The organism is Pseudomonas sp. ATCC PTA-122608, assembly GCF_001952855.1.
GTDB lineage: Bacteria > Pseudomonadota > Gammaproteobacteria > Pseudomonadales > Pseudomonadaceae > Aquipseudomonas.
Genome location: NZ_LPNO01000053.1, coordinates 97,077 through 118,896, shown reverse-complemented (window position 1 = coordinate 118,896; position 21,820 = coordinate 97,077). Strand labels below are relative to the sequence as shown.

Annotated in this window: 18 protein-coding genes; 9 read left to right on the top strand and 9 right to left on the bottom strand. The window is 60.8% G+C overall.

Annotation, left to right across the window (positions count from 1 at the left end; all coding sequences use genetic code 11):
• Nucleotides 1-8: 8 nt before the first annotated feature.
• Complete coding sequence (locus tag AU074_RS30205) at nt 9-1,826, bottom strand: NAD(P)/FAD-dependent oxidoreductase (RefSeq protein WP_076017828.1); 1,818 nt, start codon at nt 1,824-1,826, stop codon at nt 9-11.
• A gap of 264 nt (nt 1,827-2,090) precedes the next feature.
• Between AU074_RS30205 and AU074_RS30200 the strand changes: the two genes are divergently transcribed.
• From AU074_RS30200 to AU074_RS30190, 3 genes are all read left to right on the top strand, one after another.
• Nucleotides 2,091-3,536 carry a cytosine permease gene (locus AU074_RS30200; protein ID WP_076017827.1) on the top strand — a complete coding sequence of 482 codons (1,446 nt, stop codon included), beginning with the start codon at nt 2,091-2,093 and terminating at the stop codon, nt 3,534-3,536.
• Nucleotides 3,533-4,348 carry a nitrilase-related carbon-nitrogen hydrolase gene (locus tag AU074_RS30195; protein WP_076017826.1) on the top strand — a complete coding sequence of 272 codons (816 nt, stop codon included), beginning with the start codon at nt 3,533-3,535 and terminating at the stop codon, nt 4,346-4,348. Before AU074_RS30200 ends, AU074_RS30195 begins: the two co-directional genes overlap by 4 nt.
• A gap of 174 nt (nt 4,349-4,522) precedes the next feature.
• Entirely contained in the window at nt 4,523-4,723 is a 201-nt protein-coding gene (locus tag AU074_RS30190; protein WP_076017825.1) for a hypothetical protein, read from the top strand.
• Nucleotides 4,724-4,849: 126 nt separating this feature from the next.
• Here the strand turns inward: AU074_RS30190 and gbcB are convergent, their stop codons facing one another.
• On the bottom strand, nt 4,850-5,950 hold the full coding sequence (gbcB, locus tag AU074_RS30185) for a glycine-betaine demethylase subunit GbcB (RefSeq protein ID WP_076017824.1): 1,101 nt from the start codon (nt 5,948-5,950) through the stop codon (nt 4,850-4,852).
• Nucleotides 5,951-6,234: 284 nt separating this feature from the next.
• On the opposite strand from gbcB, the gene gbcA reads away from it, so the two are divergent.
• Nucleotides 6,235-7,530 carry a glycine-betaine demethylase subunit GbcA gene (gbcA, locus tag AU074_RS30175; protein WP_076017823.1) on the top strand — a complete coding sequence of 432 codons (1,296 nt, stop codon included), beginning with the start codon at nt 6,235-6,237 and terminating at the stop codon, nt 7,528-7,530.
• 872 nt (nt 7,531-8,402) lie between these two features.
• Here gbcA and AU074_RS30170 read toward each other — a convergent pair.
• The 6 genes from AU074_RS30170 to AU074_RS30145 form a co-directional block, all read right to left on the bottom strand.
• Nucleotides 8,403-9,173, bottom strand: coding sequence for an electron transfer flavoprotein subunit beta (locus AU074_RS30170; RefSeq protein WP_076017822.1), 771 nt, complete (start codon nt 9,171-9,173; stop codon nt 8,403-8,405).
• Nucleotides 9,174-9,183: 10 nt separating this feature from the next.
• Nucleotides 9,184-10,404, bottom strand: coding sequence for an electron transfer flavoprotein subunit alpha/FixB family protein (locus tag AU074_RS30165; protein ID WP_076017821.1), 1,221 nt, complete (start codon nt 10,402-10,404; stop codon nt 9,184-9,186).
• Nucleotides 10,404-12,344 carry a dimethylglycine demethylation protein DgcB gene (gene dgcB, locus AU074_RS30160; protein ID WP_076017820.1) on the bottom strand — a complete coding sequence of 647 codons (1,941 nt, stop codon included), beginning with the start codon at nt 12,342-12,344 and terminating at the stop codon, nt 10,404-10,406. The genes AU074_RS30165 and dgcB overlap by 1 nt, the downstream gene beginning before the upstream one ends.
• A 155-nt stretch (nt 12,345-12,499) precedes the next feature.
• Nucleotides 12,500-14,560, bottom strand: coding sequence for a dimethylglycine demethylation protein DgcA (dgcA, locus tag AU074_RS30155; protein WP_076017819.1), 2,061 nt, complete (start codon nt 14,558-14,560; stop codon nt 12,500-12,502).
• 15 nt (nt 14,561-14,575) lie between these two features.
• On the bottom strand, nt 14,576-15,106 hold the full coding sequence (locus AU074_RS30150) for a DUF5943 domain-containing protein (RefSeq protein ID WP_017476435.1): 531 nt from the start codon (nt 15,104-15,106) through the stop codon (nt 14,576-14,578).
• Nucleotides 15,107-15,182: 76 nt separating this feature from the next.
• Nucleotides 15,183-16,160, bottom strand: a complete 978-nt coding sequence (locus AU074_RS30145) for a dipeptidase (protein WP_003216932.1) — start codon at nt 16,158-16,160, stop codon at nt 15,183-15,185.
• Between the two features lie 219 nt (nt 16,161-16,379).
• Here AU074_RS30145 and AU074_RS30140 point away from each other — a divergent pair, with 219 nt between their 5' ends.
• From AU074_RS30140 to AU074_RS30130, 3 genes are all read left to right on the top strand, one after another.
• Nucleotides 16,380-16,781 (top strand): lysozyme inhibitor LprI family protein, encoded by a 402-nt coding sequence (locus AU074_RS30140; protein ID WP_076017818.1) that lies wholly within the window; start codon nt 16,380-16,382, stop codon nt 16,779-16,781.
• Between the two features lie 99 nt (nt 16,782-16,880).
• Nucleotides 16,881-18,038 (top strand): MFS transporter, encoded by a 1,158-nt coding sequence (locus AU074_RS30135; RefSeq protein WP_076017817.1) that lies wholly within the window; start codon nt 16,881-16,883, stop codon nt 18,036-18,038.
• A 38-nt stretch (nt 18,039-18,076) separates the two neighbouring features.
• Nucleotides 18,077-18,493: a DUF3010 family protein gene (locus tag AU074_RS30130; RefSeq protein WP_076017816.1), complete on the top strand. Its 417-nt coding sequence runs from the start codon at nt 18,077-18,079 to the stop codon at nt 18,491-18,493.
• 138 nt (nt 18,494-18,631) lie between these two features.
• On the opposite strand, the gene AU074_RS30125 is transcribed toward AU074_RS30130, so the two are convergent.
• Entirely contained in the window at nt 18,632-19,576 is a 945-nt protein-coding gene (locus tag AU074_RS30125) for a GlxA family transcriptional regulator (protein WP_076017923.1), read from the bottom strand.
• Between the two features lie 193 nt (nt 19,577-19,769).
• On the opposite strand from AU074_RS30125, the gene AU074_RS30120 reads away from it, so the two are divergent.
• Both AU074_RS30120 and AU074_RS30115 read left to right on the top strand, forming a co-directional pair.
• A complete protein-coding gene (locus AU074_RS30120; protein ID WP_076017815.1) occupies nt 19,770-20,714 on the top strand; it encodes a choline ABC transporter substrate-binding protein in 945 nt (314 codons plus the stop codon).
• Nucleotides 20,715-20,801: 87 nt separating this feature from the next.
• The gene (locus tag AU074_RS30115) at nt 20,802-21,689 is read left to right on the top strand and encodes a 3-keto-5-aminohexanoate cleavage protein (RefSeq protein WP_003216924.1); all 888 of its coding nucleotides are present in this window, start codon (nt 20,802-20,804) and stop codon (nt 21,687-21,689) included.
• Nucleotides 21,690-21,820 lie beyond the last annotated feature (131 nt).

The window sequence follows — 21,820 nt, the reverse complement described above, 5'->3', positions numbered from 1 at the left end:
GTCCGGGGTTACAGCTCTACCGGCTTGAGCACCTCCCACGCATCCACCGGCCCGGGGTTTTCGATAAAGGTGCCACCGCCGAATTTCACGGCCAACTTGTTGACCGCGTTCAATGCGGTGGTCACCGCGCCCTCAGCCCAGCCCCCGGTCCAGGAAACATCATCTCCCGCCAGGATAAACCCGTCCGGGTTACTGTCCCGAATACCGCTCATGAACTGTGAAAACAACCGGCGCTGATACTCGTACTGCCCCGGCAGGTTCATCTTGAACGCGCACAGAAAGAACGGCTCATCCTCCCAGTTGATCTCGACAAACGGGTCCACCCAGCCGAACTCGGCCGCAAGGTTCAGCTGCGAGTCGGCATACACCATGTCCAGCAGGGTCGTGCATAGCTCAACGTGAGTCGGCAGTGGTGCCATGCGATCACCCAGAAACTTCAGGCTGTCGTCGTTCCAGGTGTAGGAGAGGAACACGCCACTGCCTTTGTGCGGCCCTCGGCTGGCGGAATAGTCCAGCAGATAGGTGCCCCGGGTCAGGCGGTCCGACAGGGTCACACTCATCCTGTAGCGATGGTCGGCCCCACGCTCGGTCCAGAACGGACGCTGGGTCGCAGCGAACACTTTGGCTGACTGCATGTAATGCGTGTACATCACCGCTTCCCAGGTGGGTTGCGGCAACAAGCTGTCCATCTGCATGAACCGGTCTTTGCCGTCCATATAGCGGAACTTGTCGAGAATCCGCACGTGCGGCGTGTAGATCACTGCGGGAAAGTTGTAGCGGGTATCCGCCCCCAGATTGCGGTCATGTATATGCACATCGAAGGTGCCGTCCGCGCGCCGCCAGATCTGGCGGACTTCCTGGTTGAACGGCTGCGGGATCACCCGACGGGTGAGCGCTTCCACCGTAATCTCGTCGCTCCAGCCCACCACCACGTCGCCCAAATCCCCCGGCGAACGGCTCCACAAACGCTTGGGCAACTCACTGGAGCCGTCATACATCAGAGAATGGTTGGTATCCAGCCCGGTGTAGAGCACCCGCAAGACCTCGAGGAAGCAATTTGGATAGTCGGTGTTCCAACCTCCAGTGCCAAAACCGATCTGGCCAAACAGGTCGATATCCGCACGACTCCAGCCGGCCTTTTCGACCATGGCCGCGAAGAAACTCAGGTTGTCCCAACCGTCGGCAAGGATCGCATTCCACAGTCGCTTGATCTTGGCCTGGTCCAGGGAGCCTTCAGACATTGCCGTCTCCATCTCGCTGAAATGGATGGGGTCAATCTCAAGGAACACTTCAAAGAACAGGCGCTCGATTTCTGCGTATTTCGCGGGCAAGTCGCTGCCTTCGTAGTAGGTCTGGAGGTTCTGATAGTCGACCACGGTGCTGGCAGTTGCGGCCGAGCCGGGGTTGGGGAAGTCTGCTGAATTGAGGGTCATGCCGACCTTGTCGAAGTAGTGCAGCAGCGCCTTGCCCGACTTGGGAAAACGCATGGCGCCCAACTCGCAAATGACGCTGTTGGCAGGGTCCTCAGGGTCGCCCATGACCCGCGAATACAAGCGCCCGCCGATCCGGTCCGAAGCCTCTACCAGCACAGGATGCAACCCCATGCGCAGCGCCTCATAGGCCGTTACCAGCCCAGCCGCGCCGGCGCCGACGATCAACACCTGGGTCCCATGATGCCGCGTGGCAATCTGGGCCAGCGGTTTGCTATTGGCGGCAGCCTGGGACAGGTACCGACCATAGTGAAAAGGAAAATCCGGAATCAGTGCAGTGACGTCATTGGCCAGCAAGCGCTGAACATTGCGGGTACGCGAGGGGACGGCAGACATGGCGAGCTTCCTTGCAATGAGGGAATGTCCACCCCTGACTACAAGGCTAAAGGTGACAACGACGGGACGTGTGGTCAGCGTAGAAGACCGGGCAAACCCTGGTTATACCGCTTCGAAATAAATCTGATTGGGTTCCATGGCAACTGACGAAAAAGCATTACTTAAGGAAAGTCTGAAGTAATTATTTATATATCCCGATTCAATACGCCCTCCACTTACCAGATGCTCCGGCACTCAAACACTATAAAAACAGACCGTGAACCTATGAACGCGCTTTCCGAAAAAACGGCTCCGCCCGTCACCCCCGGCCTGAAAATCGAAACCCGCTCCATCGATTACGTCCCGCGCAATGAACGCCACGGCAAGGTCTGGCACCAAGGCCCGTTCTGGTTCACCGGCAACTTCGTACTCACCACCATGGTCACCGGTTTCACCGGCGCAGCCCTGGGGCTGAGCCTGGTGTATTCGATCCTGGCGATTGTGATCGGCGTCGGCCTGGGTACCTTTGCCATGGCCTTCCACGCCAATCAGGGCCCGCGCATGGGCTTGCCGCAGATGATTCAGTCCCGGGCGCAGTTCGGTTTGCGCGGGGCGATCGTGCCGTTTATCGCGGTGATCTTCGTGTACATCGGCTTCAACGTGTTCAACGTGATCCTCGCCACTGACGCCATCAACACCGTACTGCCGGGCAGCCGTGCGCCGTGGTACGCGCTGATGATCATCCTGGCGGTGGTGATTGCGGTGATCGGCCACGACCTGCTGCACACCGTGCAACGCTGGCTGACCTACGTGATGATCAGCGTGTTTGCGGTACTGACCGTGGCAGCCCTCATGAGCCTGACCGCCGATGCAGCGGTGGCCAATGCGCATTTCTCTTGGTCGGCATTCCTGATTCAGCTCTCCGCCGCCGCCGGTTATCAGATCAGCTACGCAGTGTACGTATCCGACTACTCGCGCTACCTGCCGCACAAAACTTCATCGCGCAGTGTGATTTTCTGGACCTACCTGGGCGCCGCCGGCTCGGCGTTGTGGCTGATGTCCCTGGGTGCGTTCCTGGCTTCCGCCCTGCCCTCGCCCGACGCTATCGGCAGCGTGCGCGCCGTGGGCAACCAGGTGATTCCCGGGTTCGGCACTTTCACCGTGCTGATCGCCGTGCCCGCGCTGATCGGCATCATGGCGGTCAACTGCTACGGCGCGATGCTCACCGGTATCAGTGCGATTGACGGCTTTGTGAAGATTCAGCCGCGCCTCAAGAGCCGGGTGATGGGTATCGGCCTGGTGGCGGCGGTGATTTTCATGATCACCCTGAGTATTCCCGAGAGCTACCTGGCAAGTTTCAACACCTTTGTGTTGCTGATGTTGTACTTCCTGGTGCCGTGGACAGCGGTGAACCTCGCGGACTTCTACCTGGTGCGCAAGGGCAAATACGCCATCAGCGACATCTTCAACCCGGCCGGCATCTACGGCCAATGGGGCAGCGCCGGCCTGGTTGCGTACTGCCTGGGGCTGGTGTCGATGGTGCCGTTCATGTCGCTGAGTTTCTATGAAGGCCCTGCCGCCGCAGCGCTGGGAGGTGCGGATGTGGCATTCGTTATCGGGCTGGCGGTTTCGGCAGTGATCTACTGTGTGATGAGCCGCAACCTCGACCGCGAGGCAGAGCGTCGTGCCATTGTCGCCAGCGAGGCGGTGCTGGAAGGAGTCCAGCCATGAATCCTGTGCGGGTGATGTGTCATCAACTGTCACCACGGATCGCCGATGTACCTTACAACCGCGCGCTATGCGCCGACGCGATCCGTGGTGCAGCTGCACTGGGCGCACAGGTGGTAGTCCTGCCCGAGCTGATACAAAGCGGCTACGTGTTCAACGACCGGGAAGAAGCCCATGCGGTGTCGGAGACACTGGACGGGCCGACGCTTAGCCAGTGGAAGACCCTGGCTGCCGAGCTGAACATCATCATCATTGCCGGCTTTTGCGAGCGGCTGGCCGCCGGGCGAGTGGCCAACAGTGCGGCACTGGTAGAGCCCGACGGCGGCCTGACGGTGTATCGCAAGGCGCACCTGTGGAATCGCGAGAAGCTGATATTCACCCCCGGCACCGCACCGCCGCCCCTGGTGGAAACCGTCGTGGGCCGGATTGCCGTAATGATTTGTTATGACCTGGAACTGCCCGAATGGGTGCGTCTGGCGGCACTCGCTGGCGCCGACCTGCTGTGCGCCCCGGTGAACTGGCCCGACGGCCCACGCCCCGGCGGTGAACGACCAGGAGAAGTCGTGCGGGTACAAGCCAACGCGGCGGTCAATCGCATGTTTATCGCCGCCTGCGATCGCTACGGCGAAGAACGCGGCGTCAACTGGGTGGGTGGCTCAGTGATCGTCAGCGCCGAAGGTTACCCATTGGCCGGTGGCACCGCCCATCAGAAAGAACTGCGGTTAATCGTTGACCTGCCACTGGCTCAGGCGCGGGACAAATACATCAGCGACTACAACCATGTGCATCAGGACCGTCGACCGGGATTGTACTGAGCCCGACAACGGATGCTGGCGGAGTGCCGAGACTGTTTTTCGATATTTCTGACAGCAACCAACCTGAATTTCTTTGACTAGCCTCTTGGAACCCGAAAGGAAAAGGCCGCCTTTCGGGACTAACCGCCAGCCGAATAATCGGCAGGAAACGGAAATCCAGCAGAGGGCAATACCATGGAAGCACAACGCTACGGCAACAACCTGCAAGGCGAAGGCACTATCAGCACCACCGTCATCGACTGGGACGAATTCAGAAAATCCGCGAAAATCGGTGACACCATCAGCGAACCGACGAGGACATTGCGGATCACTGACAAAGTCTATGAATTGACAGCATCCGGCCAGCACTTCGTCGTGCATATTTATGCCCAATAACCTCTAACTGATCGTTCCCACGCTCTGCGTGGGAATGCAGCCCGTGACGCTCCGCGTCACACAGCAGGACGCGGAGCGTCCAGGGAGGCGTTCCCACGCGGAGCGTGGGAACGATCGAGTGGGGGGTTAGAACTCGATGCGCACATCACCCTTCGGCACGCTGCAGCACGACAGGATGTAACCCTCGGCCTCGTCTTCTTCGGTGATGCCGCCGTTGTGCTCCATCTCGACCTCACCGCCCAGTTTCATCACCTTGCACGTCCCGCAAATCCCCATGCCGCAGGCCTTCGGAATCAGCAGGCCAAGCTTGGCCGCCGCCGCGTGTACGGTCTCGCCCGGTGCCACGCGGATGCTTTTGCCCGAAGCAATGAATTCCACCTGGTGCAGGTCCGCGAGGTCGATTTCCGGCGCATCCGCCGCTTGTTCGGCTTGTTCCACTGCGTCCGCACGGGCTTCCGGTGGCGTCGCGCCGAAAGACTCCTCGTGGTAGCGGCTCATGTCGAAGCCGGCGGCTTCCAGCAGCCGCTTTACCGCGTTCATGTAAGGCGTCGGACCGCAGCAGAAGACTTCCCGCTCCAGGAAGTCCGGCACCATCAGCTCGAGCATCTTGTGGTTCAGGTAGCCGCGATAGCCAGCCCAGGGTTCACCCAAGCCGTGTTTCTCGCAGATCAGGTGCAGGCTGAAGTTATCGATCCGCGACGCCATGTGCTCCAGTTCGCGGTGATAGATGATGTCTTTCGGCGAGCGGGCGCTGTGGATAAATGTCATGTCGACGTTGGCGTTGGTGTCGTAATACCAGCGCGCCATGGACATGACCGGTGTGATACCCACGCCACCGCTCAAGTACAAAACTTTCGGGTTGCTGAAGTCGATGGCGTTGAACAGCCCGACCGGCCCGTGCACCGCCAGCTCCTGGCCTTCGTGAAGCGTGTCGTGCAGCCAGTTGGATACCTTGCCGCCCGGCACACGCTTGATGGTCACCGAAAAGCTGTAAGGCACCGAGGGCGAACTGGAAATAGTGTACGAACGCATGATCGGCTGGCCGTCGATTTCCAGCTCCAGGGTGACGAACTGCCCGGGCTTGAAAAAGAACAGGATCGGCTGGTCGGCCATAAAGCAGAAGGTGCGCACGTCCCAGGTTTCCTGGATGACTTTGACGCAACGGACGATGTGCCGACCATTGGCCCAGGTCTGGGTTGTTACCGGGTTCAGGAAGCTGTTGGACATGCTGTTCTCCATAGCCGTGTGATCGGCCTTATGGTGGCGATTCTGCGTAACGCGCGAACCACCCATTTACCTATCTGCGACATTCACATACTTATCGCGACCAGCCCCCATACCACGGGGGTTACGCGTCGGGAACAGAGTGGGCCATGTCGCTCATGGATAAGGTTCTGGCCTTTGTGGGGCCCACACTCGCTCCCAACAAAGACACTTTCTTTACGCCTTGCATAGCACCAACCGTAGCCACTATTCGCCGGCCACACAGAATGGCCATGAGGACACACACGATGGACGTCACCGCAACCTTAAGCTTGGGCGATCCGCTGGAACCCGCACGCAAGGCCACCGCGCAAATGCTGCAAGAGCGCGAGCGCACCTATTCGCTGCCGCAGCCGTTTTACTCTGATGAGCGGCTGTTCGATATCGACATGCAGGAAATTTTCCAGAAAGAGTGGTTGATCGCCGGCATGACCTGCGAAATTCCCGCCAAAGGCAACTACATCACCCTGCAAGTGGGCAAGAACCCGATCATCGTGATCCGTGGCGCCGACGGCGTGGTGCATGCGTTCCATAACGTGTGCCGCCATCGCGGTTCGCGCTTGTGCACCAGCGACAAGGGCAAGGTCGCCAAGCTGGTCTGCCATTACCACCAGTGGACGTACGAGCTGGACGGTCGCCTGCTGTTCGCCGGCACCGAAATGGGCGCCGACTTCGACATGAAGCAGTACGGCCTCAAACCGGTGAATGTGAAAACCGCAGGTGGCTACATCTTTATCAGCCTGTCGGAGAACCCGCCGGCCATCGACGACTTCCTGTCGACCCTGAGCCATTACATGGAACCCTACGACATGGAGAACACCAAGGTGGCGATCCAGACCACCTTGTTCGAAAAAGCCAACTGGAAGCTGGTGCTGGAAAACAACCGCGAGTGCTACCACTGCAACGCGTCGCACCCGGAACTGTTGAAAACCCTGCTGGAATGGGACGACGTCACCGACCCGCGGGCCGACCAGGCCTTCAAGGACCACGTAGCCGCTTCCGCTGCCGCCTGGGATGCCGAAAAGATCCCTTACGCCCACGCCAGCTTTGGCCTGCGTAACCGTATCGTGCGCATGCCGCTGCTCAAGGGCACCGTGTCGATGACCCTCGACGGCAAGCAAGGCTGCAACAAGCTGATGGGCCGCATCAAGAACCCGGACCTGGGCTCGATGCGCATCCTGCACCTGCCTCACTCGTGGAACCACTGCATGGGCGATCACATCATCGTGTTCACCGTGTGGCCGATCAGCGCCCAGGAAACCATGGTCACCACCAAGTGGATCGTGCACAAGGACGCCGTGGAAGGTGTGGATTACGACGTCGAGCGCATGCGCAAAGTGTGGGACGCCACCAACGACCAGGACCGTCGCCTGGCCGAAGAGAACCAGCGCGGGATCAACTCCACTGCGTACCAGCCAGGGCCGTACTCCAAAACCTATGAGTTTGGTGTGGTCAACTTTGTGGACTGGTACAGCGAGCGGATGCTGAGCAACCTGGGGGCGGCGCCAGCGCCTTATCTGAAAGGCGTCGCCGTACACGAGTAACCGGCTGACACGCCGCCGATCAACATGTGGGAGCCGGGCTTGCCCGCGATAGCGATTTAACATTCAACCCCTCTGTTGGCTGTTACTCCGTCATCGCGGGCAAGCCCGGCTCCCACACTGGTTTGTGACTGTACAAAATTCATCCAACACTCTGACAGACCGCTGCCCGCCTTACTTCCAGCCATTGCCCAACAACTTATCCACAAAGCCACCCACAGCAATTGTGGGCAACTGCGCTTTCCCGTCGAAATAAAACCAAGAAAATCCGTGACTTATTCAAAGGTGCCGGTTTTATCCCACATTGATCGTTTTTTGATCTAAAGCCTGAAAGCCACGGCGGGTATGGGCTACAGAGGAACGCAAACACCTTATCCACAGAAGCGCCAACAGACTTTGGGGGCAACTTTGGGGTGTCTGTGGAAAACCGGCTAAAGCTGAGGGAATTCGCGGCTTTGAGAGCAAAATTAAGCTGAAAGGGTGATATTGATCATATTTTAACCAATAACCTGTAAGGCACGTTTTATATGGCCCACAGCGGATAGCGAACATCTTATCCACAGAAGCACCAACAGACTTTGGGGGCAAGTCCGTGCCGGGCATTTTCCTTATCCACAGAAAAACCCAAGGAAAAACCGTCAGTTAGGTTGGTTGTTTTTCATACAGAGCGCTGGAGGGCTTGATTTGCGTGGGGTGTGGACAGCCGCGAACAGGTTATCCACAGGTGGGTGAACAGGGATTGTGGGAAACCCAACAAGCGCCGCAAACAATGTGGGAGCGGGCTTGCTCGCGAAGGTCGTTAACGGTGACGTGCGCTTTCTGGATGAACGCGGCGCCCTCGGGCTCTTCGCGAGCAAGCTCGCTCCTACAAGGGTTTAGCGCACTACGCCTTCTTCTATGAGCAGCTTGAGAATGGCTTCCGCGCCGTCTTCCGGGCTAACACCCTTGAGCACCTGCCCGCCACCACCGCTGGCCTTGGCCGTGGCGGCCTTCATCCGGTCCGCCCCGCTCTTGGCCTTGATCACCTTGAGACGCTTGGGCCGTGGCTTGGCCGGCTGCAACACAGCACCTGTGAATAACTCATCCTCCAGCCCCTCAACGTCGTGGGCTTCCAGCACCCCGCGCTGAGCCGGGCCGTAGGCACTTTGCCGGGGCTTGGGTGCGGCGTTATCCACCGTGGCCAGAAACGGCAAGCGCACCTTCAGGCGCCGCCGCTGGCCACGTGGCAGCGCTTGCAGCACATGGGCCACGCCACTGTCGATGGATTCCACCTGGGCCAGGCCGACAATCAGCGGCCAACCCAGTTGCTCGGCCAGCAGGAACGGCAACATCCCCGAACCCTCACCGGTTTCCGCCTGGCTGCCGGTCAGCACCACTTGGGCGCCCGCGTCCCGCAGATAGTCACTGAGCACCGGCAAGGCATCCGCCCCCGCTGGTTGCTCCAGCACATGCAACTGCGGCAAGCCCATGCCCAGGTAAGCGCGCAGGGTCGGTTCGGCGATGTCACCCGCGTGCAGCACTTGCAGTTTATCCCCAGCCAGTTGCAGGCCCAGTTCCACAGCGCGCGCATCTTGCTCGGCGCGGCGCGGACGGCCGGAAGTCGGGTGGGCGCCGATGGACACCAGGCTGATTACATTCGTCGTCATGGCCATTTCCTTAAGCCGCATCGCGCTTGGCGCCGTTGCGGTAAACCTCGACCGCAGCGATCAAGGCTTGCAGAATCGCGGCGCTTTCGCCGATCACCGACAAGTCGGCACGCTTGATCATGTCGCAACCCGGGGCGAGGTTGATCGCCACCACCTTGTCGCAGGCACCAATGCCTTGCAGGTGCTGGATCGCCCCGGAAATCCCCACCGCCACATAAACCCGCGCGGTGACCCAGGTACCGCTGGCGCCGACCTGACGATCACGGGCCATGAAGCCGTCGTCCACCGCCACCCGCGAGGCGCCTTCGGTGGCGCCCAACGCGGCAGCAGCCTGGTGGAACAGTGCCCAGTCCTTGACCCCGTTGCCGCCCGAGAAGATGAATTCGGCTTCGGCCATGGGAATCGCTCCCGGGTCGACCGCCACCGCGCCCAAATCCTCAATGCGCGGCAAGCTGCGCGCCAGGCTTGTGGATAACTCCACCGGCAGCGCTTCGTGACGGGTGTCGCTGACGGGCTCGGCGCATTCCACCGCTGCCAGGATCATGCGCGGCAATGGCCGGGCGATATCTTGCTGACCGGCGCCAGCGCGTCCAATACATTCCTCGCCCTTGATCTGCCAGACCCGCGTGGCCGGGCGTTCCTTGAGGCTTGCGGCAAAGCGCCGGCCCAATTCCCCGCCACCGCTGCGACTGTCCGGCAGTAACCAATGGCGCGGGTTGAATTGGTTATCCACAGCCCGCAGGCCCTGGACCCGTTGCTCCGGTGAATAACCGTCGAACTCATGCCCATCCAGCACCAGCAACCGATCCACACCGGCGGTGGCGAAGGTGCTTTCCTTGTGTTCGCCGAACACCACGGCCAGTACCGCACCGTCGGCGCCGGCCAACTGCCGGGCCAGGCCCAGCAAGTCGCGGTCGTGGCTGCTCAGGCGACCGCCGACCATGTCCGGCACCACGTTGATATAGAACGCGGGGGCTGCCACCTGATGCAGCGGCAATTGCACTTCCACCGCTGCCGAGCGCTTTGCCGCGCCGCCCTGCTGGGCACCGCTACGGTCAATACGCTTGATGCCGTTGGGGCCGATAAAGCCGACGCCATGCACGTTCTTGCGGATAACGCCGTTCGGCCCCATCCAGCTGTGTTGCACCGGCTGCATCGCCGCGTGCAGCGGGTGCAGGCGGTTACGGGCGATCCATTCGGCCCGCGGGTCGCGGCGGATAATGTCGCTCATCAATGCACCTCCGCAGGTTCGCGTTTAGGAGTCTTGACCGGTGCGGCGTCTTCGAGCAACGCATCAGCCACCAACTCGGCGATGTCTTTTATCAACGGACGCGGTTCAACCACGCCTTCCAGCATCGCCGTGCACTGTGGACACCCCACGGCCACCAGCTCGGCGCCGGTTTCGCGGATGTCTTCCATGCGCATGTCGGGAATCCGCTGCTTGCCGGGAATGTCGGTGATCGGCGCCCCGCCACCGCCGCCGCAGCAGCGGGAACGGAAACCGGAACGTTGCATTTCCTTGACCTCAATCCCCAGCGCCCGCAGTACTTGGCGCGGAGCTTCGTACTCGCCGTTATAGCGGCCCAGGTAGCACGGGTCGTGATAAGTCACGCTGCTGCCTTTGTGCTGGCCCAGGTTCAGGGCGCCAGCGTCGATCAACTCGGCCATGTAGGTGCTGTGGTGCTGCACCAGGTAGTTGCCGTCGAAGGCGCCGTATTCGTTTTTCAGCACGTGAAAACTGTGAGGATCGCAGGTGACGATGCGCTTGAAGCTGTACTTGGCCAGGGTCTGGATATTGCGCGCGGCCAGCAGCTGGAAGGTGGCTTCATCGCCCAGGCGCCGGGCCACGTCGCCGCTGTCGCGCTCTTCAAGGCCCAATACGGCGAAGTCGACCTTGGCCGCTTTCAGGACTTTGACGAACGAGCGCAGGGTGCGCTGGTTGCGCATGTCGAACGCGCCGTCGCCAACCCAAAAGAGCACGTCGACGGTTTTCTTGTCGCTGAGCAAGGGCAGGTTCAAATCCGCCGCCCAGTTCATCCTCCCGCCCGGTGCAAAGCCGCCCGGGTTGTCGGTGGCGATCAGGTTTTCCAGGACTTCGGCGCCTTTGTTCGGGGTCGCGCCTTTTTCCAGGGTGAGGTGGCGGCGCATGTCGACGATGGCGTCCACGTGTTCGATCATCATCGGGCACTCTTCCACGCAAGCGCGGCAAGTGGTGCACGACCACAGGGTTTCCGCATCCACCAGGCCGTTGACGATCGGCTGGTGCGGATTGCCACCGTGTTCGCCGATGGTTTTACCAGGGTAAGGGCTGCCGGCGAACTTTGCGTCGGTGCCACCGGCCAGGCCGACCACCATGTCCTGAATCAGCTTTTTCGGGTTCAGCGGCTGGCCGGCGGCGAACGCCGGGCACGCGGCTTCGCACTTGCCGCACTGCACGCAGGCGTCGAAACCGAGCAACTGGTTCCAGGTGAAATCCACCGGTTTTTCCACACCCAGGGGCGCGGTTTTATCTGTGAGATCCAGAGGCTTCAAACCGGTGGAACGGCCACCACCGAAACGCTCGGCACGGCGGTGCCAGGCCAGGTGCAGGGCACCGGCGAAGGCGTGTTTCATCGGGCCGCCCCAGGTCATGCCGAAGAACATTTCAGACACGCCCCACAGCACGCCCAGGCTCAACAAGGCGGCGAGCAGCCAGCCGCCGAAGTCCGCCGGCAGAATCCCGGCCACCGGCAGGGTCACCAGGAAGAAGCTCACCGAGAACGCCATCAGGCTTTTCGGCAGGCGCATCCACGGGCCTTTTGACAGGCGCGCAGGCGGGTTACGACGACGCAGGTAGACAAAGGTGGCGCCGACAAACATCAGCACCGAAGCCAGCAGCAAGGCGTAACCGAGGACGCGGTTATGCAGCCCGAAACCGTGTACCAGAATCGCCAGCAACGCCGAGAGCACAAAACCCAGGGCGGTGGCGACGTGGGTGTTGGCGATGTATTTGTCGCGGGCGACTACGTGGTGCAGGTCGACCATGTAGCGCTTGGGCATGGCCAGCAGGCCGCCGATCAGGTCGACTTTGGAGGAGCGGCCGCGGCGCCACATGTTCACCCGGCGCAGGGCGCCGAGGACGGCAAGGCCCAGGGCGGCGAACAAAAGAACAGGAAGCAAGGTGTTCAACATGGTGAAGCTCCCACAGACCACACAGGTCTAATGTGGGAGCGGGCTTGCTCGCGAAGGCGGTGAATCAGCCACCGGATGCATCGACTGACACATCGCTTTCGCGAGCAAGCCCGCTCCCACATTTTTGACCGAGTCCACATTGGTTCGGTGTTGGGTCAGAAATCCTTGCACAAGCGCAGGGCGTCATAGATGGCAGCGTGGGTATTACGCTGGGCCACACAGTCACCAATGCGGAACAGCAAGTACCCCTCACCCGGCTCGCTCAGGCACGGCTGCGGCTTGATCGCGAACAAGGCTTCGATGTCCATCTGGCCCTTGTTGCGCGAACCTGCCTTGAGCCCGTAGTAGATCTCTTCATCCGGACGCACGCCGTTCTCGACCACCACTTGATCGACCACCCGCTCCTCTTTGGCCCCGGTGTATTCGTTCTCCAGCACCGCCACCAGCTTGTCGCCTTCGCGGTAGACCTTTTCCAGCATCATGTCGCCGGTCATGATCACTTCCTTCGGGTACATGCTGCGGTAGTACGTCGGGAACGACGTACCGCCGACGGCCACGCCCGGCTTGATGTCGTCGGTGACGATCTCGACCTGGCTGCCCTTGTCCGCAAGGAAGTCTGCCACCGACATGCCGGTGAACTCGCAGATGGTGTCGTACACCAGCACGTTCTTGCCCGGCGCCACCTTGCCATCGAGCACGTCCCAGCTGCTGACCACCAGGCCTTCAGCCGCGCCCCAGTGTTCGTTCTGCTCCAGGAACGGATGACCGCCCACCGCCAGCACCACCACATCCGGGCGCAGGTCCAGGATGGTTGCCGCGTCTGCCGCCACGCCCAGGCGCAAGTCGACGTTCAGGCGTGCCAGTTCCAGCTGGAACCAGCGGGTGATCCCCGCAATCTGGTCGCGCTGCGGCGCTTTGGAGGCGGTAGTGATTTGCCCGCCGATGAATTCTTTCTTCTCGAACAGCGTCACGTCGTGGCCGCGCTCAGCAGCAACCCGCGCAGCTTCCATCCCGGCAGGGCCGGCCCCCACCACCACGACTTTGCGTTTCGGCCCGGTGGATTTCTCGATGATGTGCGGCACGCCCATGTATTCACGGGAAGTGGCGGCGTTCTGGATGCACAGCACGTCCAGCCCTTGGTACTGGCGGTCGATGCAATAGTTGGCGCCCACGCACTGTTTGATCTGGTCGATCTGGCCCATCTTGATCTTGGCGATCAGGTGCGGGTCGGCGATGTGGGCACGGGTCATGCCGACCATGTCCACGTAGCCGCCTTCCAGGATGCGGGTGGCCTGGTTCGGGTCCTTGATGTTCTGCGCGTGCAGCACCGGGGCCTTGACCACTTCCTTGATGCCGGCCGCCAGGTGCAGGAAGGGCTCCGGTGGATAACTCATGTTCGGGATAACGTTGGCCAAGGTGTTGTGGGTATCGCAACCCGAACCGACCACACCGATAAAGTCCAGCATGCCGGTGTCGTCGTAGTACTTGGCGATCTGTTTCATGTCCTCGTGGGACAAGCCGTCCGGGTGGAATTCGTCGCCGCACAAACGGATGCCGACGCAGAAATCCGGGCCGACTTCCTTGCGTACAGCCTTCAATACCTCAAGGCCAAAACGCATGCGGTTTTCAAAGCTACCGCCCCATTCGTCGGTACGCTTGTTGACCCGCGGGCTCCAGAACTGGTCGATCATGTGCTGGTGCACCGCCGACAGTTCCACGCCATCCAAACCACCGGCCTTGGCGCGTGCCGCAGCGGTGGCGTAGTTGCCGATCACCCGCCAGATTTCTTCCGGCTCGATGGTTTTGCAGGTGGCGCGGTGCACCGGCTCGCGGATGCCCGACGGCGACAGCAGCGTCGGCCAATGCTCGCCGTCCCAGCGTGAGCGACGGCCCATGTGGGTAATCTGGATCATGATCTTGGCGCCATGCTTGTGCATGGCATCGGCCAGGTTCTGGAAGTGCGGAATGATCCGGTCATCCGCCAGGTTCACCGACTTCCACCAGCCTTGCGGGCTGTCGATGGCCACACTGGAAGAACCGCCGCAGATCGCCAGGCCGATCCCGCCCTTGGCTTTCTCTTCGTAATACTTCACATAGCGGTCGGTGGTCATGCCGCCGTCGGTGGCATACACCTCGGCGTGGGCGGTACTGAGCACGCGGTTGCGGATGGTCAGTTTGCCGATCTGGATCGGCGCAAACATTGCTTCGAAAGCCATGGCAGGGTCCTCGACTTACAACGGCTTGACGGTGAACAGGCCGTCGTCGTGGCCCTCTTCGGAGCCACCGTAGACCTGCTGCGCAACGGTGCGGATCTTGCTGCCGCGGGCTTCGAGGATCTGGTCCATCGCACCGGCAAACCAGCCGGTGAACATGTAGTCGACCTTGCGCCCGACCTTGCCGTACACGTAGACGAATGCCGAGTGCTCGAGCTTGACGCTGGCCGTGCCTTTGTCGAGATCGATGTCCTGGATCTTGAACAGGCCCCAGCCACGCTGCGACAGGCGCTTCATGTAGTGCTCGAACACCGCGACGCCTTCCAGGCCGTGGCATTCGGCTTCTTTTTCACACCAGTGCCAGGCGGATTTGTAGCCGGCTTTGTAGAGGATCTCGGCGTAGGCGTCGGCGCCCAGGACTTCTTCGATACCCATATGGTTATTGACGAAGAAATGGCGTGGCACGTAGAGCATCGGCAGGGCGTCGGAGGTCCAGACACCGGTTTCGCTGTCGACTTCGATAGGCAATTGAGGGGCGATCTTGGCCATGGAAACTTAACTCCGGAAAATTCTTTGGTAAGCCCCCGACGCGAAAGGTCGGGGGAAAAGATGCGTGAGAGGTGGCTTATTCGCCCCAAACGTCCTTCAAGACGTTGACCCAGTTCTCGCCCATGATCTTGCGCACCACACGCTCGGGATGGCCGCGCTTGAGCAGGGTCTCGGTGAGGTTGGGAAACTCGCCCACGGTGCGGATGCCCAGCGGGTTGATGATCTTGCCGAAGCTGGTCAGGCGGCGGGCGTAGCCTTTGTCGTGGGTCAGCATTTCGAAGAAATCCTGGCCATGGCCCTGGGTGAAGTCGGTGCCGATGCCGATGGCGTCTTCGCCCACGATGTTCATGGTGTATTCGATGGCTTCGGCGTAGTCGTCGATGGTCGAATCGATGCCCTTGGCGAGGAACGGCGCAAACATGGTCACGCCGACAAAGCCGCCGTGGTCGGCGATGAACTTCAGCTCTTCATCGGATTTGTTGCGCGGGTGCTCTTTCAGGCCCGACGGCAGGCAGTGGGAGTAGCACACCGGCTTTTTCGATTCGAGGATGACTTCTTCGGAGGTTTTGGAGCCGACGTGGGACAGGTCGCACATGATGCCGACACGGTTCATCTCGGCGACGACCTCGCGACCGAAGCCCGACAGGCCGCCGTCACGCTCATAGCAGCCGGTGCCCACCAGGTTCTGGGTGTTGTAGCACATCTGCACCACGCCAACCCCGAGCTGCTTGAAGATCTCGACATAGCCGAGCTGGTCTTCAAATGCGTGGGCGTTCTGGAAGCCGAAGATGATGCCGGTCTTGCCCTGCTCCTTGGCGCGACGGATATCGGCGGTGGTTTTCACCGGGATCACCAGGTCGCTGTTTTCGCGAATCAGGGTCTGGCTGGCCACGATGTTGTTAATGGTGGCCTGGAACCCTTCCCATACCGACACCGTGCAGTTGGCAGCAGTGAGGCCACCCTTGCGCATGTCTTCGAACAGGTCGCGGTTCCACTTGGCAATGATCAGCCCGTCGATAACGATGCTGTCGGCGTGCAATTCGGCTGGGCTCATCAGGCGTCCCCTTATTGGCGATTCATGCGCCGAATCGTCTGCCGGCGCTTTGGGGCCAGCATATGCCCCGGGGCAGAAGGAGCCGGGTGCAAAAACGACAAGGGAATTGCCGAAAGCGTCAATCCGCGACAAAGGCCAACATGACATCTCTGACGGGTGTCTGTTCTTTGTCTTACGCTTAAGCCAGAATTTGCTCATCAACTGATATGAGACGGCGCAATGAAATCGATTTTCCTGGCTTTGGCACTCATCGCAACCGGCGTACACGCAGCTGAAGACACCGATAGCACGCCTTGCGATGGCATCGAGAACGACAAGCAAACCCTGGAATGCGCCACCTACAACAAAACCACCGCCGAGCAACTGCTCAAGGATAACTACCAAGGGCTGCTGGAACGCATGGGTTCGACCTATGGCAGCAACAAGACGCAGCTGGCAGACATTACCGCTCGTCTGAAGGATGCCCAGCAGAAGTGGGAAAAGTTACGGGATGCGGATTGCGCCGTGGATACCTTCCCGGCAGTGGCGGGAAGCAAGGAATATGCGATCCAGCAGAATGATTGTTTGGCGCGGATGAGTGATGAACGGTCGGAGTTTTTGGAGTCGATTGGGCAGGAATAAAGGTTAGAAAGGGCCTCACCGGGCTGGCCCACTTTGTTGACTTGCCAGTCAAGCCACCCTTCGCCATGATCGCCGTCCATTTCTCTTGGGCGGCGCCTCATGAACCCACGCATCTACCTTCTGGCCCTCGCCGCCTTCGTCGCCGGTATCGACGAAAACCTGATAGGCGGGATTCTGCCGCTGTTGTCCCGCGAACTGGGCGTCACCCTGAGCGCAGCCGGGCAGCTGACGGCGGTGTTTTCCCTGACTTTTGCGCTGTGTGCCGCACCGTTGCTGTCGCTGACTTCGCGTATGGAGCGACGCACCCTCCTGATCGCAGCTTTGCTGACCTTTGCAGTGGGCAACCTGGGCTCCGGGCTGGCGGTGAATTACTGGATGCTGCTGGTCTGTCGCATCATCAGCGCGGCCAGTTGTGCGTTGGTGGTGGTGCTGGCATCGACACTGTCGGCGTCGCTGGTGGACGCACGCTTGCGTGGGCGGGCGATCGGCATTGTGTTCATGGGCATCAGCGGTTCGCTGGTGCTTGGGATTCCGCTGGGTATCGCCGTTAGCGAGTCGCTGAGCTGGCGTGCGCCGTTCCTGTTGCTGGCCCTCCTGGCGTTGGTGATTGCCGCACTGTTGCGCCTGAGCCTGCCGACGTTCGCCAGCCGCCCGCCCACCTCAATGCGCGAGTACTGTCGGCAACTGGCGATTCCCAAGCTGCTTTTGGCGCAACTGGTGTCGGTATTGCTGCTGACCGGGCATTTCGTGCTGTTCGCTTACCTCGCGCCTTATGTGCAACAGACCATGGGCATCCATGGCGTGTCCTTGAGCTATCTCTATGTGTTCTTCGGCATTGCCGCCATCAGCGGTGGTTATTGCGGCGGCTGGCTGTCGGACCGATTGGGGTTCAAACGCGCGCTGGTGCTGATCCCGTCGCTGTTCAGCCTGGTCATGGCGTTGCTGCCATGGGCCACCGGTTCGCTGGCGAGTTTCCTGGCGCTGTACGCGTTGTGGATGGCGTTGAGCTGGACCATCTCGCCAGTGGTGCAGAACTACCTGCTGCATACCGCACCCGAATCCGGTGAGGCCAATGTGGGAATCAATACCTCGGCGATGCACCTGGGCGTGGCTTTGGGCGCCGCACTGGGTGGCGTGGTAATCGCCAAGGGCAGCCTGGAAATCACGCCGCTGGTGGGCGCATTGTTGACGGCATTGGCCCTGGCAGCAGCGTGCTTGAGCCTGATGGCCGGAGCGCGCCAATCGCGTCGGGCCTGATACCATTCGCGCCTTCTCCACTTTTCCAAGGCGACCCCATGACTATCTGCGGCATCGAAATCAAAGGCAGTGAAGCCATTATTGCTGTCGCCTCGCTGGACGGTCAGGCATTGAGCCATGTAGCCCTGGCCACCAAGAAAATCGCCCTTGAAGACGATGATGAGGCGGCCAACGTCAAAGCCTTCGCCGCCCAGGTGAGTGCGTTTGTCCGGGAAAATGCAATCACGCGGATCGCGATCAAGAAACGCAGCAAGAAAGGCGAATTCGCCGGTGGCCCGACCACGTTCAAGATTGAAGGGGTGTTTCAGCTGCTGGAGGGTGTTGAGGTGACGCTGCTGTCGCCGCAGACCATCAATGCGCAGAACAAGAAACACGACTTTGAACTGCCGGCGACGCTGAACAAGTATCAGCATGAGGCGTTCAAAGCCGCGTGTTCAGCCCTGCTGAAGAAATAAGCTACATCGCACATCCCCTGTGGGAGCGGGCTTGCTCGCGAATGCGGTGTGTCAGTCAATACATGTACCGACTGATCCACCGCATTCGCGAGCAAGCCCGCTCCCACATTTGATCTGTGTCGTTTTCGAGAGCGGTAATCACACCGCCTCCCGTCGCCGATCCTCCCTTGGGCACTTGGCGAACCTCGCCCGGTAACTGCGGGTGAAATACGACGGCGACTCAAACCCGCAGGCGATGCTCACTTCCAGCACGCTCATGTCGGTCTGGCGCAACAGTTGCCGAGCCTTCTCCAGGCGCAAGCCCAGGTAGAAATTGCTCGGCGTGTCGTTCAGGTGCAACCGAAACAAGCGCTCCAACTGCCGTCGCGTCACTTTGATCGCTTCCGCCAGCGCCAAGGTGCTCAGCGGCGGCTCGGTGTGCTGCTCCATCTCACCAATCACCTGCACCAACTTCTTGTTATTGATGCCGTAGCGCGTGGCGATCTGCATGCGTTGGTGGTCTTTGCGCGGGCGGATGCGGCCGAGCACGAACTGTTCGGACACCTGGATCGCCAACTCGGGCCCGTGGGCCTGGCTGATCAGGTCGAGCATCAGGTCGATGGAGGCGGTGCCACCCGCCGAGGTGATGCGCCGGCGGTCGATCTCGAACAGCTCCTGGGTCACCGTCAGCTGTGGATAAGACTCCTTGAAGGCGTCGATGGCTTCCCAGTGCAGGGTCAGCCGATGGCCGTCGAGCAGGCCGGCTTCAGCGAGCACAAAGCTGCCGGTGTCGATGGCACCGAGGGTCACGCCGTCGTGTTCGAGACGGCGCAGCCAATGCTCAAGTGCCGGGGTGGCGAACTTCAGCGGTTCAAAGCCGGCCACCACCAATAAGGTCGCGCCCTTTTTCAGCGGCTCCAGTGCGGCGTCGGCGTTGACCGACATGCCATTGCTCGCCAACACCGCGCCGCCGTCGGCACTCAATACGTGCCAGCGGTACAGCTCGCCTCGGAATCGGTTGGCAACCCGCAGCGGTTCGATCGCGGAGATAAAGCCGATGGCGGAGAAGCCCGGCATCAGCAGAAAGTAGAAATCCTGGGACATGGAGCGCTCTCGTAGGACGGACAGCGTGGTCACTGTGATACGCCAGTTCATTCGGTCATTCAAGGGGGCAGGTCGCTGCAGTGCAAGAGCTGGTCGCCGCCGTGCGTTTTGTCGGACCCCAAGCTGCGTAACTTGGCTGCACGGCGCACAAAGACGCCGGAACCCACAATAACAACCTGCCGAGGGAACCACCATGAACCGACTGATCAGCCGCTGCGTGCTCGCACTCAGCGCCAGCGCCATTTTGAGCACCAACGTCATGGCAGCCGATGCGGCTTCTTGCCAGAACGTGCGCATGGGCGTGGTGAACTGGACCGATGTAATCGCCACCAGCGCCATGACTCAAGTGTTGCTCGACGGCCTCGGCTACAAGACCAAACAGACCAGCGCGTCCCAGCAAATCATCTTTGCCGGGATCCGCGACCAGCGCCTGGACATGTTCCTGGGCTACTGGAACCCGTTGATGACCCAGACCATTACTCCGTTTGTCGATGCCAAGCAGGTCAAGGTGCTCGACAAGCCGTCGCTGGAAGATGCCCGCGCTACGTTGGCAGTGCCGACTTACCTGGCTGATAAAGGCCTGAAAACCTTCGCCGACATCGCCAAGTTTGAAAAAGAACTGGGCGGCAAGATCTACGGCATTGAACCGGGCTCGGGCGCCAACACCCAGATCAAGGCGATGATTGCCAAGAATCAGTTCGGCCTCGGCAAGTTCCAACTGGTGGAATCCAGCGAGGCCGGCATGCTCGCCGCCGTCGACCGCGCCGTACGCCGCAAGGAAGCCGTGGTGTTCTTCGGCTGGGCGCCGCACCCGATGAACGTCAACGTGGCGATGACGTACCTCACCGGCAGCGATGACGCGCTGGGCCCGAACGAGGGCATGGCCACCGTGTGGTCCGTCACGTCGCCGACCTACGCCGAGCAATGCCCCAACGTTCACAAGTTGCTCAGCAACCTGACCTTCACCGCCGCCGACGAGAGCCGAATGATGCAGCCGCTGCTGGATCACAAGGACGCTTTCGAATCGGCCAAGCAATGGCTCAAGGACCACCCGCAAGACCAGCAGCGCTGGCTGGAAGGCGTGACTACCTTCGACGGCAAACCCGCCGCGGCCAACCTGCAATTGACCAGCAAATAACCGCTATTGAATCACCGCTTCGCAGCCGCTCCTGGCTGCGAACGGTATGACTACGCCTGAAAATCACGCCTGTAAGGAACCTGCCCCATGAACCACGACGTCATCATCACCTGCGCACTCACCGGTGCTGGCGACACGACCGCCAGAAGCCCTCACGTGCCGGTCACTCCCAAACAAATCGCCGCCGCGGCGGTGGAAGCTGCCAAGGCCGGTGCCACCGTGGTGCATTGCCACGTACGTGATCCTGAAACCGGCAAGTTCAGCCGCGACGTCGCGCTGTACCGCGAAGTGATGGAGCGCATCCGCGAGGCGGACGTCGACATCATCGTCAACCTCACCGCCGGCATGGGTGGCGACCTGGAAATCGGTGGCGGCGAGAACCCCATGGAGTTCGGCCCCAACACCGACCTGGTGGGCCCGCTGACCCGCCTGGCCCACGTGGAAGAGCTGCTGCCGGAAATCTGCACCCTCGATTGCGGCACCCTGAACTTCGGTGATGGCGACACCATTTACGTCTCCACCCCGGCGCAACTTCGAGCGGGCGCCAAACGTATTCAAGAGCTGGGCGTAAAAGCCGAGCTGGAAATTTTCGACACCGGTCACCTGTGGTTCGCCAAGCAGATGATCAAGGAAGGCTTGCTCGACAACCCGCTGTTCCAGCTGTGCCTGGGCATCCCGTGGGGCGCCCCGGCCGACACCACCACCATGAAAGCCATGGTCGACAACCTGCCGGCAGACGCTGTGTGGGCCGGCTTCGGCATTGGTCGCATGCAGATGCCGATGGCGGCACAAGCGGTACTGCTGGGCGGCAATGTGCGGGTCGGCCTGGAAGACAACCTGTGGCTGGACAAGGGCGTGCTGGCGACCAACGGCCAGTTGGTGGAACGCGCCAGCGAAATCCTCAGCCGCTTGGGTGCGCGGGTCATGACCCCTGCCGAGGGCCGCGTGAAGATGGGCCTGACCAAGCGCGGCTAAGGCGCACCACACGACTCCCAGCAGGAACCGAATCAAATGTGGGAGCGGGCTTGCTCGCGAATGCGGTGAATCAGTCACCGAATGCATCAACTGACACACCGCTTTCGCGAGCAAGCCCGCTCCCACATTTT